The sequence below is a fragment of the Methylobacterium sp. 391_Methyba4 genome (assembly GCF_029691625.1).
GTDB lineage: Bacteria > Pseudomonadota > Alphaproteobacteria > Rhizobiales > Beijerinckiaceae > Methylobacterium > Methylobacterium fujisawaense.
Genome location: NZ_CP121475.1, coordinates 5,287,403 through 5,303,518 on the forward strand (window position 1 = coordinate 5,287,403; position 16,116 = coordinate 5,303,518).

General features: G+C 67.6%; 15 protein-coding genes and 2 pseudogenes. 13 read left to right on the plus strand and 4 right to left on the minus strand.

Translation table 11 applies throughout. The features are described from left to right. The first annotated feature begins 56 nt into the window (after positions 1–56). Entirely contained in the window at positions 57–1,538 is a 1,482-nt protein-coding gene (locus tag P9K36_RS24950) for a SulP family inorganic anion transporter (RefSeq protein ID WP_043346287.1), read from the plus strand. A gap of 166 nt (positions 1,539–1,704) precedes the next feature. Continuing rightward, complete coding sequence (locus P9K36_RS24955) at positions 1,705–2,181, plus strand: VOC family protein (RefSeq protein ID WP_083935945.1); 477 nt, start codon at positions 1,705–1,707, stop codon at positions 2,179–2,181. An 84-nt stretch (positions 2,182–2,265) separates the two neighbouring features. On the opposite strand, the gene P9K36_RS24960 is transcribed toward P9K36_RS24955, so the two are convergent. Further along, a complete protein-coding gene (locus tag P9K36_RS24960; RefSeq protein ID WP_274926562.1) occupies positions 2,266–2,643 on the minus strand; it encodes a helix-turn-helix domain-containing protein in 378 nt (125 codons plus the stop codon). A 106-nt stretch (positions 2,644–2,749) separates the two neighbouring features. Between P9K36_RS24960 and P9K36_RS24965 the strand changes: the two genes are divergently transcribed. Both P9K36_RS24965 and P9K36_RS24970 read left to right on the plus strand, forming a co-directional pair. Continuing rightward, positions 2,750–3,496 carry a glucose 1-dehydrogenase gene (locus tag P9K36_RS24965; RefSeq protein WP_278306182.1) on the plus strand — a complete coding sequence of 249 codons (747 nt, stop codon included), beginning with the start codon at positions 2,750–2,752 and terminating at the stop codon, positions 3,494–3,496. 496 nt (positions 3,497–3,992) lie between these two features. Continuing rightward, complete coding sequence (locus P9K36_RS24970; RefSeq protein WP_158498469.1) at positions 3,993–4,151, plus strand: hypothetical protein; 159 nt, start codon at positions 3,993–3,995, stop codon at positions 4,149–4,151. Positions 4,152–4,180: 29 nt separating this feature from the next. Here the strand turns inward: P9K36_RS24970 and P9K36_RS24975 are convergent, their stop codons facing one another. After that, positions 4,181–5,560, minus strand: a complete 1,380-nt coding sequence (locus P9K36_RS24975) for an HD-GYP domain-containing protein (protein ID WP_274926559.1) — start codon at positions 5,558–5,560, stop codon at positions 4,181–4,183. 186 nt (positions 5,561–5,746) lie between these two features. Between P9K36_RS24975 and P9K36_RS24980 the strand changes: the two are divergent. Beyond that, positions 5,747–6,086: pseudogene (locus P9K36_RS24980) on the plus strand (IS110 family transposase); the annotation flags it as partial. 205 nt (positions 6,087–6,291) lie between these two features. Here the strand turns inward: P9K36_RS24980 and P9K36_RS24985 are convergent. Beyond that, positions 6,292–6,384 (minus strand): annotated as a pseudogene (locus tag P9K36_RS24985) (IS6 family transposase); the annotation flags it as partial. Positions 6,385–6,707: 323 nt separating this feature from the next. Between P9K36_RS24985 and motA the strand changes: the two are divergent. The 5 genes from motA (at position 6,708) to P9K36_RS25010 (ending at position 12,305) form a co-directional block, all read left to right on the plus strand. Further along, entirely contained in the window at positions 6,708–7,571 is an 864-nt protein-coding gene (gene motA, locus P9K36_RS24990) for a flagellar motor stator protein MotA (RefSeq protein ID WP_043346294.1), read from the plus strand. A 22-nt stretch (positions 7,572–7,593) separates the two neighbouring features. Then, entirely contained in the window at positions 7,594–8,454 is an 861-nt protein-coding gene (locus P9K36_RS24995) for a flagellar motor protein MotB (RefSeq protein WP_043346296.1), read from the plus strand. 481 nt (positions 8,455–8,935) lie between these two features. After that, positions 8,936–9,964, plus strand: a complete 1,029-nt coding sequence (locus P9K36_RS25000) for an IS110-like element ISMmg2 family transposase (protein ID WP_043758515.1) — start codon at positions 8,936–8,938, stop codon at positions 9,962–9,964. Between the two features lie 579 nt (positions 9,965–10,543). Next, positions 10,544–11,359, plus strand: coding sequence for a DUF3658 domain-containing protein (locus P9K36_RS25005; protein ID WP_053611324.1), 816 nt, complete (start codon positions 10,544–10,546; stop codon positions 11,357–11,359). 259 nt (positions 11,360–11,618) lie between these two features. Next, complete coding sequence (locus P9K36_RS25010; RefSeq protein ID WP_278306184.1) at positions 11,619–12,305, plus strand: SDR family oxidoreductase; 687 nt, start codon at positions 11,619–11,621, stop codon at positions 12,303–12,305. A 21-nt stretch (positions 12,306–12,326) separates the two neighbouring features. On the opposite strand, the gene P9K36_RS25015 is transcribed toward P9K36_RS25010, so the two are convergent. Beyond that, entirely contained in the window at positions 12,327–12,659 is a 333-nt protein-coding gene (locus tag P9K36_RS25015) for a hypothetical protein (RefSeq protein ID WP_236952744.1), read from the minus strand. A 316-nt stretch (positions 12,660–12,975) separates the two neighbouring features. Here P9K36_RS25015 and P9K36_RS25020 point away from each other — a divergent pair, with 316 nt between their 5' ends. From P9K36_RS25020 to thrB, 3 genes are all read left to right on the plus strand, one after another. Beyond that, positions 12,976–13,821: an NlpC/P60 family protein gene (locus P9K36_RS25020; protein ID WP_278306185.1), complete on the plus strand. Its 846-nt coding sequence runs from the start codon at positions 12,976–12,978 to the stop codon at positions 13,819–13,821. A gap of 224 nt (positions 13,822–14,045) precedes the next feature. Next, entirely contained in the window at positions 14,046–15,047 is a 1,002-nt protein-coding gene (ispH, locus tag P9K36_RS25025) for a 4-hydroxy-3-methylbut-2-enyl diphosphate reductase (RefSeq protein ID WP_043346311.1), read from the plus strand. 102 nt (positions 15,048–15,149) lie between these two features. Further along, positions 15,150–16,115, plus strand: a complete 966-nt coding sequence (gene thrB / locus P9K36_RS25030; RefSeq protein ID WP_278306186.1) for a homoserine kinase — start codon at positions 15,150–15,152, stop codon at positions 16,113–16,115. Position 16,116 lies beyond the last annotated feature (1 nt).

The following is a 16,116-nucleotide window of genomic DNA, read 5'->3' on the forward strand; positions in this document are numbered from 1 at the left end:
CCCGCACGGGTTCGCGGACGTCGCGCGTGCGGGACGACGAAAGTCTCCCACCCATCATGAATCTCGTACACCTCCGGAGCGAATGGGCTCCGAACGTCACGCGTGAACTGCTGGCCGGCGCGGTGGTCGCCCTGGCCCTGATCCCCGAGGCCATCGCCTTCTCGATCATCGCCGGTGTCGATCCCAAGGTCGGCCTCTACGCCTCCTTCTGTATCGCCGTGGTCACCGCATTCGCCGGCGGCCGCCCGGCGATGATCTCCGCCGCCACCGGCGCCATGGCGCTCCTCATGGTCGGCCTCGTGAAGGACCACGGCGTCGGCTACCTGTTCGCCGCCACCATCCTCACCGGGCTCCTGCAGATCGTCGCCGGGGCCCTGCGCCTGGGCAACCTGATGCGGTTCGTCTCGCGGTCGGTGGTCACCGGTTTCGTCAACGCCTTGGCGATCCTGATCTTCCTGGCGCAGATGCCCGAGCTCCTCGGCCAAGGCACCACGGTCTACGTCATGACCGCCGTTGGCCTCGGCATCATCTACGGGCTGCCCTACCTGACCAAGGCCGTGCCATCACCGCTGGTGACCATCGTCCTGCTCACCGCCGTCTCGATGTACCTCGGCCTCGGCATCCACAGGGTCGGCGACATGGGGGCGCTCCCGAGCGAGCTGCCGTGGGTGGCCCTGCCACAGGTGCCGTTCACCCTCGACACGCTGTGGATCATCCTTCCGGTCTCACTGACCTTGACCATGGTCGGTTTGCTGGAGAGCTTGATGACCGCGGCCATCGTCGACGAGATGACCGACACGACTTCGAACAAGAACCGTGAATGCGCCGGCCAGGGCGTCGCCAACATCGCTTCCGGGTTCCTCGGCGGCATGGCCGGCTGCGCCATGATCGGGCAATCGGTCATCAACGTCTCCTCCGGCGGCCGCGGGCGCCTCTCGACCCTATTCTCCGGTGTGTTCCTGCTGTTCCTCATCGTGGTGCTCGGGCCTTACGTGGCGCAGATCCCGATGGCGTCGCTCGTGGCCGTGATGATCATGGTCTCCATCAACACCTTCCAGTGGAAATCCCTGCGCACGCTGGTCACCCATCCGAAGGCGTCGAGCGTGGTCATGCTCGGTACTGTCGCTGTGGTGGTCGCCACTCACGACCTCGCCAAGGGCGTGCTGTTCGGCGTGATCCTGAGCGGGTTGTTCTTCGCCCACAAGGTCACGAAGTTCTTCGCCGTCCGGTCTTCCCGTGGCGAGGGCGACGTGCGGACCTACCGGATAACCGGGCAGATTTTCTTCGCCACGGCGGAAGCCTTCCACGCCGCCTTCGACTTCCGCGAGGAAGGGCTGACGGGCGTGGTGATCGACCTGCAGGCGGCACACTTCTGGGACATCTCGGCTATCAACGCTCTTGACCGGGTCGTCCTGAAGCTCCGCCACCATGGCATCACGGTCGACGTCGTCGGCATGAACGAGGCGACGGCAACCATGGTCGAGCGTATCGGCACTCACGATAAGCCCGGGGCGACGTTCGCCGTCGGCGGTCACTGATCCAACGGCAGGCCATCCTCGAATCGCGCTGGCGGGCCGAGGATGGCCGATTCCCGGTAAACCCACTCAGAAGCAGTCAGGCTGCTTTCCACCCCCCGCCGCCGTTCCGCACTCGACCCGAAGCGGACCTTGATCTCCTTCGCTCGTGCATGGCTTGGAAAGCGTCATGGAACCGCTCGCCGACCCCATTGCTCGCGCCCGCTCCACCGGCTCCGGCCACCCCCCGGAGGGTGGGTTCTCCGCCCTAACGCCGGAACTGGCTGTCTACGACCTCGACACAAGCCTGCGCTTCTGGTGCGATCTGCTCGGCTTTGGTGTCGCCTATGATCGACCGGCTGCCCGCTTTTCCTACCTTGTACGAGGCCGCGCGCAGATCATGCTGTGCCAGCGCAATGGTCGCTGGGATACGGGGACGCTGGAGCGCCCTTACGGACGTGGCGTGAACTTCCAGATCATGGTCGATCAGCTTGCGCCGATCCTGACGGCGCTCGCCACGGCGGGATGGCCGCTCTTCGAAGAACCGAGCGAGGCTTGGTATCGGACCGGACCGGTGGAGGGCGGACAGAGGGAGTGTCTCGTCCAAGACCCCGATGGGTATCTCGTGCGCCTCGCCGAGAGCCTCGGGCATCGTCAACCGGAGTAAGGTCCGCTACCAACCCAAACGGGCCTTCCGTTCCCGACCCAAGTCGGTCGCCGTCGGTGGATTGGAGCATTCTCGGATGCAGACCTAGGTCGCGTCTTTATCGAGTGTGGGTGTCTCCGCAGCACGCAAGTCGTGGCGCTGGTCTGATGCGTAGGCATTGATGATCCCTGCCAGCAGACCGGGAAAGCGTGCCTCCACCTCGATCCAGCGGGAATGGTTGCGCACTTCGACGCCGTGACGTTCGCTGCGGATCAAACCGGCCTCGCGCAGAACCTTGAAGTGGTTGGACAGCGAGGATTTTGGGATGACCCGGTCCCCAACTGCCGAGACTGCCGAGCAGGCCTCGACACAGCCCGCCTGCATGATCTTGGCGAAGATGGCCGCGCGGCTCGGATCGGCGAGCGCGTGCAGGATCGCCGCTGGACGCACGTCCTCGATAGCGGGGTGAAACAGGGGTCTCATATTTCGTCCATATGGGGTCTTGAACGACGCTCCATTAGTTCCGAAGTTCCGAACTATGGGTCTAAGGCTGCCATTCCGGAGCCGGTCCCAGTCGGAGATAGCACACATGTCGAAGCTTGAGGGCAAGGTCGCCGTCGTGACCGGAGCATCCAAAGGCATCGGTGCGGGGATCGCCAAGGCGTTGGCCCAGGATGGCGCCGCTGTGGTGGTGAACTACGCGTCCAGCAGGGCCGGGGCTGACGCCGTCGTGGCGGCCATAACCTCGGCCGGCGGCAGGGCCATCGCGGTCCAGGGCGACGTGTCCAAAGCGTCCGAGGCGCAGGGTGTGATCGAGGCGGCGGTGCGGGAGTTCGGGCGGCTCGACGTGCTGGTCAACAACTCCGGCATCTACGAGTTCGCGGCGATCGAAGAGGTCACAGAGGAACACTATCGCCGCCAGTTCGACGTCAACGTGCTCGGCATTCTGCTGTCGACCCGGGCGGCCGTGAAGCATCTCGGCGAAGGCGCGAGCATCGTGAACATCTCTTCGGCGATCACGCACGTGCATACGCCGGCGGCGGCGGTCTACGCGGGCACGAAGGGCGCGGTGAACGCGATCTCGGGCGTCCTCGCCAATGAGTTGGCCCCGCGCAAGATACGCGTGAACGTGGTCAGCCCCGGCTACGTGGTGACCGAAGGGACGCACACGGCCGGTATCTCCGGCTCGGAGATGGAAGCCGGGATGGTCGCACAGACACCTCTCGGCCGCGCCGGCCACCCGGATGACATCGCGGGCGTCGTGACGTTCCTCGCGTCCGATGACGCGCGCTGGCTTACCGGCGAGAACATCACCGCCAGCGGCGGTATTCGCTGAAACACAACGACTAGACCTGCGCGCACGGGCCAGACACGGGCTGCGCGCAGGAGCGCAACGCAGGACGAGCGGTGTCGAACTACGTCAACCCTTCGATAGCGTCTGCTTTGCTGTCTCTCGCACCGGAAGCAGACCCTCGGCTGTCCACCCCCAGCTTTCATTTAGGGGCGCTTGTCTACGGGACTGGAACTGGCCGAAGGCGGCCGGTCCGCTTCGGCGCAGGCCCGCCGGAAAGCGGATGGCCTCCTATCGACCCGACGTCGCCCGTGAGGCCGGATCGTGCGGTCCCCGGAAGCGGACGAAGGCGCCCTCCTTCCGGCGGGGCCAGCGTGATGAGGAAAGCTACAACCAGAAAGTAAAACGAGGTTGTATTAAATACAACGGACGTTCCTATCAGAATGTATCGACGCGTCGTGCTCTCTGGGCTCGCAAAGCGGGCGACGTCCGGATGGCAGCCGCCCGCCCTCACGCCTCTCTCCGCCAGGAATCTCGGACCATGATCACCCGCGCCCTCGACGCACTGTGCCTCAGTGCCCTGGGTTCGACGGCCCTGGGATGGGCGGTGCGCACGGTCGTCATCGTGGCATCCCGGACTGTCGCGCCCCGCAGCGAGGCTGCCGGCGGCCGGCCCGGCCCGATGGCGCCGGCCCGGTAGGCAAGAGGATCGGTGAGCGGCGACGCGGCTCAGGCCGCCCGGGCGAGATCCCCTTCGATCGCGGCGAGCGCCCGCTCCAGCGCCGCGAAGCAGGCCGGATCGAACGCTGTGCCGACATCCGCCCGCATGATGCCGAGCGCCTTCTCAAGCGGCATGGCGGCCCGGTAGGGTCGGTCGGCGGTCAGCGCGTCGAACACGTCGGCGACCGAGACGATCCGGATCTCGGGTACGATCGCATCGCCTTTCAGCCCCCGTGGATAGCCCTTGCCGTCCAGCCGCTCGTGATGGCCGCCGCCGATACAGGCCATCTCGTGAAACACCGCCACGCGGGCCAGGATGGTCTCCGACAGGGCGGCGTGATTGCGCATGTCCTGCCACTCGGCATCGTCCAGCTTGCCGTTCTTGTCGAGGATCGCGTTCGAGACCCCGAGTTTGCCAATGTCGTGCAGGAGCGCAGCCCGCTTGAGCCAGCGGCGGCGTTCCGCAGTAAAGCCGAGTTCGGCCGCGATCATATCGGCGTAGACCGCGACCCGCTCGGAGTGGCCGGAGGTGAAGGGGCTCTTGGCATCGATGATCTGGGCGAACGCGCGGGCGATGTCGTCGAGGTAGTCCTCGTCCACCGCGATCGGGCTGACCGGTGCCAGGGCGAACACCGCCGCCTCGACCTCATCCGAACCCAGAATCTCCCAGAAGCGGGGTTCGGCCGCGACCGCTTCGAAGCAGGCGACGACCTGCGGGTCGAACCATGTGCCAGAGCGCGCCCGCACCTCGGCGATCGCGGCCGAAGGGCCAGCTGCGGCGTGGAAGACGTCGACCACCTGCGCGAGCAGCGCCACACGGGCGTAGAGCGGGATCGCAGCGCCCGTGAGGCGGTCCGGCCGGCCGCTGCCATTCCAGTGCTCGTCCAGCGCGTGGATGGCGTCGCAGACGCTCGTCGAAAAGCGGAGCTGCCGGGCGATCGCGGCACCGCGCTGGCAGCGGGTCTGTATGAGCTCGTCGGCGATCGCTCCACCGTTCTGCAAGATGTTGAGCACCGCGCGGAACCGTTCGGCCAAGCCTGCCTTCAAGCCCGTGTGAGCGAAGACAAATCCCAGCACCTTCGGCAAGCTGTCGCTCACCGTCTTGAAGTCACGTTTGAAGCTGAGGTCGTCGGATAGATAGAGTTCGCAGATTCGCGCGGCGTTGCTTGAGCAGCCGAGATCCTTCAGCATGATCGTATGGTAGAGTTCCCATAGCTGAAGGTCGGGCAGGCCCATCGCGCGGCCGATGTGGAAGCCGATCCATGTTGCACGAATGCAATGCCCCACGGGCTGACCTTCCGTCAGATCCAGGGCATGGCTCAAGGCACCCAGGATTTCCGACAGGTGTACGGTCTGTGTCTCTGCGTCACCGCTCGCCACGATTCGCATTGGTATAGCCCAAACTCGTGCCTTATAGGCCGAATGACTATCTCTCAAAAATAATGAAACCGTTCATCGACGGTCGTTCCCATGCGTCCTCATCTCGGCCGGGGACCGCCGCAAAACCACCCTGAGCGTTGGGGTGGACATCCCCCGACGGCATCGCTGTGCCAGAGCGGGGGTGTTGCGACACCCCTGCAGGCGGCGTCCCCAGGTGGGGTGAGCACCGGCGGGATCGATCCGGTCGAGTCGATTTTCCAGGGTCACCGCTCGGATGCGAGTGGCACAGCCGTGGGTCGCACGATGCTGCGGCGTGATCCGAGGCGGGCGTTCGTCGCGACACCTCCCCGATGCATGGGCGCGATGGAGATCTGCGCCGGTGCTCGTCACTGGGCATGCGGGATAGGCTTGGCCGGTCACGACACGCGGCTCAATCCCTCCGGCATGCGTGAAGCCGTTCGCGAAGCGGCAGAAGAGCGCCATGGCCGACGCGGAGGCGATCTGCGGCGCGGCGCCCGACGCTGCGGTTCGCCCGGGGATCCCGACACAGCTGGGGCGAGGTCGGCCGGCATGCGGTCGCGCCAGCCGCGCATGCGGGTCACCGTCGCCCTGGCGGACATGATGGCGCGGATCGTCTGGGCGTTGATGGCCCACGGGGCGCCTGCGGAACTCCGGCCACGGCGTAACCGCCATGCCGCGAGGCGGGAGGGATGCGGGGACGGTCGTCCATCGCCCCGCCGTCACGCCTTGTTCGCCGCGGGAAGTGCGAAGCAGCGGGCCAGCATCGGGTGCCGCTCGCGCACGGTCCATGCACCGGCAAAGCCGAAGCCCTTCACCGGCAAAGCCGAAGCCCCTGCGCAGCCCCCGCATGCCGTCCGAGCCGCAGATCATGCGCCGGCTCTGGGGATGGAGTGGCGGGGATGGAGCGGCAGGCTCGGCGGCTAGGCCCAAGGACCCGTGAACCCGCGCGTTCGCGCGTGCGACACGCCCGCACCCGTCACGCCGGGTCAAACCCGCTCGACCCCACGTTGGGACCGACCGTCCCATAATCCTCCGGCCGCCGCTCTAAACGCAGCATTAACCTTGTTCAGTGATTTGCTGGATCCTTCAAAGCTTCGCGGGGTCCGTACCTGCCGCCGCGCAAGGATGGCAAATCATGCGGCTGATCGTCGGCACACTGATCGTCTTCGTCTGCGTGTTCGGCAGCTACGCGGCGATGGGTGCCCACTTGGCAGTCCTCTGGCAGCCGTTCGAGTTTGTCATCATCCTCGGTGCAGCCATCGGTGCCTTCGTCATCGGCAACACCGGGCCGGTGCTCAAGGCCGTGCCCGCCATGCTGGGCACCCTGATGAAGGGCCCCAAATACACGCAGAACTCCTATGTCGAACTGCTGGGGATGCAGTATTCACTGTTCAAGCTTGCGAAGCAGAAGGGTTCGATGGCGCTCGAGCCGCACATTGAAAACCCGGGCGAGTCGACCCTGTTCAACGCCTTTCCGACCTTTGCAGCGAATCATCACGCGGTCGAGTTTGTCTGCGACTACATGCGCATGGTGTCGCTGGGTGCCAACAACGTCCATGAGATCGACGCTCTCATGGATCAGGAACTGGAGACGCACCACCAGGAGCAGGAGCGGGTCGTGTCTGCCATGCAGGCGCTCGCCGACGGAACACCGGCGCTCGGCATCGTCGCCGCCGTGCTCGGCGTGATCAAGACGATGGGGGCGATCAAGGAGCCGCCGGAGGTGCTGGGGCATCTGATCGGCGGCGCACTCGTCGGCACCTTCTTTGGCGTCTTCGTCGCCTACGGCTTCTTCGGGCCCATGGCGCAGTCGCTCAAGAGCCTCTTCGAGGCCGAATCCAAATACTACCTTTCCCTCAAGGCGGGTCTGCTCGCCCACATCGGCGGCCAGCCGCCGGTCATGGCGATAGAATTTGCCCGCAAGTCTCTGATGAGCGACGTCCGCCCGACCTTCAGCGAAGTGGAAGCGGCAACCGCCGCTCTGCCCGCCCAGATCTGACCCGCTATCCGGCAGGGATTCGATGACCACGATCATCATCAAGAAGGTCAAGAAGGCCGCACACGCCCATCACGGCGGGGCCTGGAAGATCGCCTATGCTGACTTCGTGACCGCCATGATGGCGTTCTTTCTGCTGATGTGGCTGATCAGCATGACGACGCAGGAGCAGAAGATCGGTTTGGCGGAATACTTCTCGCCGGCGGCTTTGAGCCCTGCAACCAGTGGCGCGGGCGGGATCCTGTACGGCACCGCCCTGGACACGTCAGGCAACAAGCCGTCCACGCCCCGCGACGCGGAGCGGGGTTCTGCCGAGCGGGAGGACAGAGTGCGCCCGACCAGTCCGGGCCGCACCAGCGATCTCGATGCCAGCCGCCCGGCCGCCAGCACGGAGGTGAACTACAGCGCCATAGCCAGCCTCCGGCAGGCGCTCCAGACGATGCCCGACATCGCCGAGCTGTCGAAGAACATCGTGATCGAGCAGACCAAGGAGGGCGTGAACGTGTCCCTCGTGGACCAGGACGGCCGCGCCATGTTCCGCGAGGGCTCTGTCGACCCCTACGAGCGCACCCGTCGCGTGCTGGAGGCGCTCGCGCCCGCCCTGCGCCGGCTGCCCAACAGCCTGTCGATAACCGGCCACACGGCCGCCGCACGCCCGGGCTCGGCGCGGACCGCCGAACCCTGGAATCTCACCGCCGGGCGTGCGCTCGCCGTGCGCGAGATCCTGTCGGGTGCCGGGGTTCCCAATGACCACTTCTCGTCCGTGGTGGGACGCGCCGACACCGAGCCGGTTTTCCCCGACAATCCCTACATCGCGCCGAACCGACGGGTGACGATCACTCTGCTCAATGCGAGCCCGCCGGTGCCCCCGAACCTGCTTCGTTGACGACGAGGCACCGCGCCGCCTCGGACGACAACGGCGAATCGCCGTCGAGGCCGCCCATCGGATCATCGTGGCGCATCACGCGCTTTGCGCAGGACCACAGGCTACAGCGTCGCTTCTGGCGCGCGTGCGGAGACGGAGCGGGCGGCCTACGAGCAGGCCCGGCGTGTCTGCGCCGCGCGCCTTCCGTCAGCGCCCTCAGCGGATCCCCAGGATCCGCCCCCAGGGGAGGGGGTCGGCCTGTCGGGATGGCTTTCGAGGCGCGGGAACGAATGGAGGTCGCGGTCAGGCCACGGGCCTCAAGCCGCACGGGGCGAGAGACCGTCGAGAAATCAACCCCAGAGATCTGAGCGGCATCCGCTTCCCCAACCTCGATTCCCGAAAGCAGATGGGGTGGATGGCTCCCGCTCCGACTGACGGCATCTCGGTGCCAAGATGTGGTCGCTGCCGAAGCAGCAGCCACGCTCATGCAGGAGCCATCCCCATGGAGATCACCACCGTCGGCATCGATCTGGCCAAGAGCATCTTCCAGGTCCACGCCGTCGACGCAGCTGGGCACGTCGTCGTGCGCAAGGCTCTGAGGCGGGCGCAGGTCGTGCCGTTCTTCGCCAAGCTGCCGCGCTGCCTGGTCGGCATGGAGGCGTGCGGCACGGCGCATCACTGGGCCCGGGAGCTCATGAGCCTGGGCCACGACGTGCGGCTGATGCCGCCGGCTTACGTGAAGCCGTATGTGAAGCGCGGCAAGACCGATGCGAACGATGCCGCTGCAATCTGTGAGGCGGTCACGCGCCCGAGCATGCGCTTCGTGCCGGTGAAGTCGACCGAGCAGCAGGCGGCGCTGGCGCTGCACCGGACGCGCGACCTGCTGGTCAAGCAACGCACGCAGTTGGTGAACATGATCCGCGGCCTGCTCGCCGAGTTCGGGATCGAGATGGCGCGGGGCCTGCGGCACGCGCTCGAACTGGCGGCCCGGCTCTCGGCCGGAGACGCGGCCGAGGTGCCGCCGCTCGCCCAGCGCGTGGTGACCGGGCTGGCCGATCAGATCGGTGCCGTGCAGATCCAGCTCACCCGACTGGAGAAGGAGTTGCTCGCCTGGCATCGGGACAGCGACCTGTCGCAGCGCCTGGCGACGATCCCGGGTGTCGGCATCGTGTCGGCAACCGCGTTGGCCGCCTCGGTGAGCGAGCCCGAACGCTTCCGCTCCGGTCGGCAGTTCGCGGCCTCGTTGGGCCTGACACCGCTGCAGAACTGCAGTGGCGGCAAGGAGCGCCTGGGCCGGATCTCGCGCATGGGCGACCGCTACCTGCGCCGGCTGCTCGTGGTCGGCATGACCTCTCTGATCCGGCGTGCGAAGACGACACCGACCTCGGTCGACCCGCGGCTGCCGGCGCTGCTGCAGCGTAAGCCGGTGCGCGTGGTGACCGTTGCGGCGGCCAATCGCACGGCGCGGGTCGCCTGGGCGATCATGACCCGCGGCGGCACCTACCGCGCACCGGCGGCCACGGCCGCCTGACAGCACGCAGAGGAGACGTTTCCAGGTTGCGAGGACGATGAGAGTTGATGGCGAACCGGTCAGACCGGGAGCCGGGACACCCCGCCGCTAGTCCAGGGCGTCATAGCCCGCAAAGCAGAGTGGGACCCAGCTCGCGGATCCCATCAGGGCCAGCGGTCAACATGAACGACTGCATCGACAGGCCGGACACAAGACTGCACCCGACCAACCCGTCAGAAGCTCAATTCGCCACTTGCAATGCGGGAGCCATCCACACAAGACCGGCGGGAAACCACCCATCTGAGACGCTCGGAGGTCATCGGCGCCAGCAGGGCATGGCCGAAAGAGGAACGACCGCTTTGGAGAAGGCTGGCCAGAGAAGCGGACGGCCTCTTATCGACCCAACATGGTCGCCCAGACGCGTCTCCCCTTTGCCCGAAACCGGACGCGAGACCGACGCTTGGCGACGAGGGCTCACGAGACCCCGGGTGCTGTCACCGAACGTTACACAGAAGCCCAGCAGGGTCACACCGCAGCTACGTCGCGTGGTGACAAAGCTTCCAGCCGCCCTGACCACTATGCGGCGATGGAGGATCACAGATGCCCGGTGAGGCCGAAGTCATCCACGTGGCGTGGGGTGCAAGCAGGGCGGACACCATCCGTGACGCTCTTCGGTCACAGGGCGACGAAGCGCGGGTCATCGCGCTCTCGGGCGACCTGAATTTCGGCCCCATCAATCCGCCGGACCCAGATGTTCGACACGCGTGGCTCAGAGCCATCCTGCGACCCGATCCCTACGCCGACCAGCGCGAGGCAGAGGAGCCATGGATGGAAGCCACGTCGACCCGCGTGCAGCCCGTCTATTGGGTTTGCATGAGCGACGCGACCGAGCACGCCAGTTTCCTCGAATTTGCGTTCCGCATGAATGGCCGCCCCTTCGACATCATCGACGCCACAGCCCTCGACTTCGTCACGCGTGACGGCGTCCGAAGGCCCTGGTCGCTCGGGATCATGCGTCGCGAGGACATCATCGCGTCCCGCCTGAGGGACAGGCGACGTGTCTTCTCTCGCTCCGAGTGCAATGCTGCCGCAGCGAGGTGGGCAGCATTGAGGAGCGAGGATGCACCTCTGCGCATCGTGCGCAATGGCCGCTTGGTATCGGCACCGCTGACACACTACGACGCCGTGCTCATCGCTCAGGCCGCGACAGACTGGGAGGTCGCGGCGAGGGTGATCGGTCGCACCTTGCACCACCTCGCCGTTGAGGTTGATCCGCCGGGTCAGGGCGTCAGCGATATCGTGCTGTTCGGTCGTATCCAGGCCCTCGGGGATGCGGGAAACCTTGAGATCAAGGGACCGGGACCGGGAATGCGCGATTACGAGATCAGGAAGCCCACCGCCGGTTTAACAGCCTGAGGTGTCAGATGAGGGGCGGCTGCCCGGCATCCGCATACCGAGGCTCTTGTAGCGGGTCTGGATGGTAGATTGAGCGGACGTCTCGTTCTGCGCCGCTGATCCTCCAAAGGAGACCGGCGGAAAACCACCCGACCCGGACATTCGTCCGGTCACGCGGATCACGTGCGAACCCCGGGCTCGGCCCGTTCGAGACCGAACCCCGGTCACGCAACCTCCGCGGCCGATCGAACCTTATCCGGCCGAGACCCGGAGACCGACCATGACCCAATCGCAGAAGCACGCGCTGATCGTCGGGGCCTCGCGGGGCCTGGGGCTCGGCCTCGTCGAGACATTCCTGGCCCGCGGCTGGCGCGTCACCGCCACCCAGCGCAGGCCGTCCCCCGCCCTCGCCGGCCTCGGCCCGGAGGCCCTGCGCGTCGAGACCGCCGACATCGACGACGATCCCGGCGTCACCGCCCTGCACGACCGGCTGGCCTCCGAGCGCTTCGACCTGATCTTCGTGGTGGCCGGTGTCGCCACCCTGGCGCACGACCCGGCGCACGCGGTGCCCCGCGATGTCGCCGCGCAGGTCTACCTCACCAACGCGATCAGTCCGATCCGCTTCGCCGAGGCCTTCCTGGATCGCCTCGTCCCTGGTGGCAGCATCGCGATGATGAGTTCGATCCTCGGCAGCGTCGGCCTGAACGAGACCGGGGGCTGGGAGACCTACCGGGCCAGCAAGGCGGCGCTGAACACCCTGGCGCGCAGCTTCGAGATCCGGCACCGGGCGGAGAACGTCTCCGTGCTGATCCTGCATCCGGGCTGGGTGCGCACCGAGATGGGCGGGGCGGAGGCCGACATCGACGTGGCGACCAGCGTCACAGGCCTCGCCGACGTGATCGGGGCGCAGCTCGGCCGGCCGGGCGCCCACTACCTCGACTACCGGGGCGAGACGCTGGCGTGGTGACGCGGTCGTCCTGACGGCCGCTCAGCGGCGCGGGTCGAGGGGGCGGCTGCGCCGCTCGATCACCACGGTCGGGCGGGTGCGGCGCTCGACCACCACGGTGCGGGGTGCCCGGCTCGGGCTCGCATGGGTCAGGATCCGCTCGGGGACGCGCTCCGGCTTGGCCTTCTTGGCCGCCAGGACGTGCGGGCGGACCTCGTCAGCCGGCAGGCCCATCAGGCCGGCGGCGATCTCGACCTGCTGCTCGACATCGTCGGCGAGGTCCTGCGCGGCGGCGACCGCCTCGTTCACCGTCGGCGGCTCGCGGCGGACGCGGATCGGCGGCAGGTCGGCGAAGCTCTTCTGTGTCTTCTTCACGGGGCGACTCGCGGTCTTCATAACCCTGAACATAGCGCCTTCCGCGCGGGTTGTGCAGTGCATCAAAAACGTGTGATGGGCGCCTTGGGCACATGTCTCGCGGATCCGGAACGGAGATGTGACGCGCCCCGGGGCATCCGACGCCTCATCGGCCGGGCATCCGAGCAATCCGGCGGCGGAATCCGGGCCGTCCAGGCCCCTATACCGCTCGGCGCGGCATAGTGGCGCAGAGGAGCGTCCGGAAGCGTCGCTCCAGCGCGACCGCGCTGACCCGCCCGTCAGCCCGGCGGGGTCGGATTCATGGTAGGATCTGCGCATGAGCGAACCCCTCGATCCCCGGCTGACTCCGGCCCGGCCGCATGTCGCCGATCTCCGCCTGCGGGACCGCGTCACGGCGGCGCGCTACGTCGCCGGCACGCCGCTGCGCGTGACCGCGCCGTCCGCGCCGCTGCGCCGCGAGCCCGATCCCGGCGCGGGGCTCGACACCGAGGCGCTCCTCGGCGACGCGGTCGATCTCTACGAAGCGGCCGAGGGCTTCGCCTTCGTGCAGCTCGCCCGCGACGGCTATGTCGGCTACCTGCCCGCCGACAGCCTGGGCCCGGCCGATCCGGAGCCGACGCACCGCGTCACGGCCCTGCGCACCTTCCTCTACCCCGAACCGGACCTGAAACGGCCGGTCCTCGGGCATCTCAGCCTCGGCGCCCGCCTCGTGGCGACCGGTGAGTCGGGCGCGTATCTGGAGACCCGGGGCGGCTATGTGTTCGCCCGGCATTGCGCCTCCGTGGAGAGCCGCGAACCGGATTACGTGGCCACGGCCATGCGGCTGGCCGGGACCCCCTATCTCTGGGGTGGGCGCACCAGTCTCGGGCTCGACTGCTCCGGTCTGGTGCAGCTCTGCCTGGACATGGCGGGGCTGCCCTGCCCCCGCGACGCCGACATGCAGGAGAGGGCCCTCGGGCAGGCATTGCCCCTCGACCTCGCGCACCTGCGCCGGGGCGATCTCGTGTTCTGGCGCGGCCATGTCGGGCTGATGCGCGATCCCGAGACGCTGATCCACGCCAACGGCCACCACATGGCGGTGGCGGCGGAGCCGCTGGCGGAGGCGGTCGCCCGCATCGAGGCGCACAGCTTCGGCGCCGTGACGGGCATCCGGCGGCTTTAGCCGGCTGTGCCGGCGCCCTGCGCATAGACGAGACGGGTGTCGCTCACGAAAACCGTCTGTCCCCCACCGCGGACGGCGCAGCGGCCCTGCGTGACGCTCTGCGAACGGCGCGGGTCCAATTCCCGCGGCAATCGTGCTACAGAGCGGCTCCGCTTCCCTCTTCCCGCCCGGTTCCTGGGCCAGTCCTGTTGACAGGACCGCCCCGCCCTCGCCACATCCCCCTCATGACCGTCGAAATCGCGACCACCGAGCCCGTTCCGGGCACCGCCGGCAAGCCGCCGCTGGAAATCCTGCTCTGCGCCCCCCGCGGCTTCTGCGCCGGCGTGGTGCGGGCCATCGATGTCGTGGAACGGGCTCTCGCCATCTACGGGCCGCCCGTCTACGTCCGTCACGAGATCGTGCACAACAAGTACGTGGTCGAGAGCCTGAAGCGGAAGGGCGCCGTGTTCGTCCGCGAACTCGACGAGGTGCCGGACGGCGGCGCCCCGGTGATCTTCTCCGCCCATGGCGTGGCGAAGACCGTGCCGGCCAACGCCGATTCGCGCGGGCTCACCACCATCGACGCCACCTGCCCGCTGGTGACCAAGGTCCACCGCGAGGCCGAGATCCATCACAAGCGCGGCCGCCACGTGCTGCTGGTCGGCCATTCCGGGCATCCGGAGGTGGTGGGGACCATGGGCCAGCTGCCCAAGGGCTCGATCACCCTGGTTGAGGATCTCGACCAGATCGCGGCGCTCACCCCGGACAATCCCGACAACCTCGCCTGGGTCACCCAGACGACCCTGTCGGTGGACGACACAAGGCACATCGTCGACGCCTTGAAGAAGAAGTTCCCGACCATCACCGGGCCGCACAAGGACGACATCTGCTACGCTACCACGAATCGCCAGGAGGCGGTGAAGCAGGTGGCCCCGCTGGTGGACGCTCTGATCGTCGTCGGCTCGTCGAACTCCTCGAACTCGCAGCGCCTGCGCGAGGTCGCCGAACGCGTCGGCTGCCCGATCACCCGTCTGGTGCTCCGCGCCGAGGAGATCGACTGGCCGGCCTTCGAGGGCATCCGCAAGCTCGGCCTGACCGCCGGCGCCTCGGCGCCCGAGGTGCTGGTGGAGGAGATCATCGACGCGTTCGCGGCCCGCTACGACGTGATCGTCGACACGGTCTCGACGGTGATCGAGGACATGGTCTTCCCGCTGCCGCGGGAGCTGCGCAGCGAGGCCGCCGAGTAGGCGGTCCAGGCCGACACGCGGGCCTGAGGCTCGGCATGCTCTATGCGGGGGCGCTTCGGCGCCCCTTGCCATGTTGACCTTCCGAAATCAGAGCGCGAACACGTGGCCGTCTACACCGAGGTATCCGACGCGGCGCTCGCCGACTTCCTGTCCGCCTACGCGATCGGCAGCCTGCTCTCCTTCAAGGGCATCGCCGAGGGGGTCGAGAACTCGAATTTCTTCCTGCACACCACCCAGGGCTCCTACATCCTGACCCTCTACGAGAAGCGGGTCCGGGAACAGGACCTGCCGTTCTTCATCGGGCTGATGGAGCACCTCTCGGCCCGCGGCCTCGCCTGCCCGCAGCCCGTGCGGGACCGGGCCGGCCAGGCCCTCGGACAGCTCTGCGGCCGCCCCGCCGCCATCGTGAGCTTCCTGGAGGGCGTCTCGGTCAAGACGCCGGGCGTCGAGCATTGCCGGGCGCTCGGCCGGGCGCTGGCCGAGCTGCACGCCGCCGGCCGGGACTTCCCGATGGTGCGGGAGAACAACCTCTCGGTCTCCGCATGGCGGCCGCTCTTCGCGCAGGCCGAGGACCAGGCCGATTCGGTCGAGCCCGGTCTCGCGGCGCGCACCCGGTCCGACCTCGCCGTCCTCGAGGCACACTGGCCGCGGAATCTGCCAAGCGGCGTGATCCACGCGGACCTGTTCACCGACAACGTCTTCTTCATCGGCGATGCCCTGTCGGGCCTGATCGACTTCTACTTCGCCTGCACGGACGCCTTCGCGTACGACCTCGCGGTCTGCCTCAACGCGTGGTGCTTCGAGGCCGACGGCACCTTCCACCGGGACATGGCGGCCGGGCTGATCGCCGGCTACGAGGCGGTGCGGCCGCTCGAATCCGCCGAGGTCGCGGCCCTGCCGATCCTGTGCCGGGGCGCCGCGCTCCGCTTCATGCTCACCCGGCTGGTGGACTGGCTGAACGTGCCCCCGGGCGCCCTGGTGAAGCCGAAGGATCCGCGGGAATTCGATCGCCGGCTCACCTTCCACCGGCAGGCCCGGGACGCGCGAGATTACGGGCGGCCGCGCTGAG

Coding starts and splice junctions, on each gene's coding strand:
- P9K36_RS24970 (WP_158498469.1), top strand. CDS start 3,993: ATGATCACCCGCGCCCTCGACGCACTGTGCCTCAGTGCCCTGGGTTCG.
- P9K36_RS24995 (WP_043346296.1), top strand. CDS start 7,594: ATGACCACGATCATCATCAAGAAGGTCAAGAAGGCCGCACACGCCCAT.
- P9K36_RS24965 (WP_278306182.1), top strand. CDS start 2,750: ATGTCGAAGCTTGAGGGCAAGGTCGCCGTCGTGACCGGAGCATCCAAA.
- P9K36_RS25000 (WP_043758515.1), top strand. CDS start 8,936: ATGGAGATCACCACCGTCGGCATCGATCTGGCCAAGAGCATCTTCCAG.
- P9K36_RS24975 (WP_274926559.1), bottom strand. CDS start 5,560: ATGCGAATCGTGGCGAGCGGTGACGCAGAGACACAGACCGTACACCTG.
- motA (WP_043346294.1), top strand. CDS start 6,708: ATGCGGCTGATCGTCGGCACACTGATCGTCTTCGTCTGCGTGTTCGGC.
- P9K36_RS24955 (WP_083935945.1), top strand. CDS start 1,705: ATGGAACCGCTCGCCGACCCCATTGCTCGCGCCCGCTCCACCGGCTCC.
- P9K36_RS24960 (WP_274926562.1), bottom strand. CDS start 2,643: ATGAGACCCCTGTTTCACCCCGCTATCGAGGACGTGCGTCCAGCGGCG.
- P9K36_RS25005 (WP_053611324.1), top strand. CDS start 10,544: ATGCCCGGTGAGGCCGAAGTCATCCACGTGGCGTGGGGTGCAAGCAGG.
- ispH (WP_043346311.1), top strand. CDS start 14,046: ATGACCGTCGAAATCGCGACCACCGAGCCCGTTCCGGGCACCGCCGGC.
- P9K36_RS25020 (WP_278306185.1), top strand. CDS start 12,976: ATGAGCGAACCCCTCGATCCCCGGCTGACTCCGGCCCGGCCGCATGTC.
- P9K36_RS24950 (WP_043346287.1), top strand. CDS start 57: ATGAATCTCGTACACCTCCGGAGCGAATGGGCTCCGAACGTCACGCGT.
- P9K36_RS25010 (WP_278306184.1), top strand. CDS start 11,619: ATGACCCAATCGCAGAAGCACGCGCTGATCGTCGGGGCCTCGCGGGGC.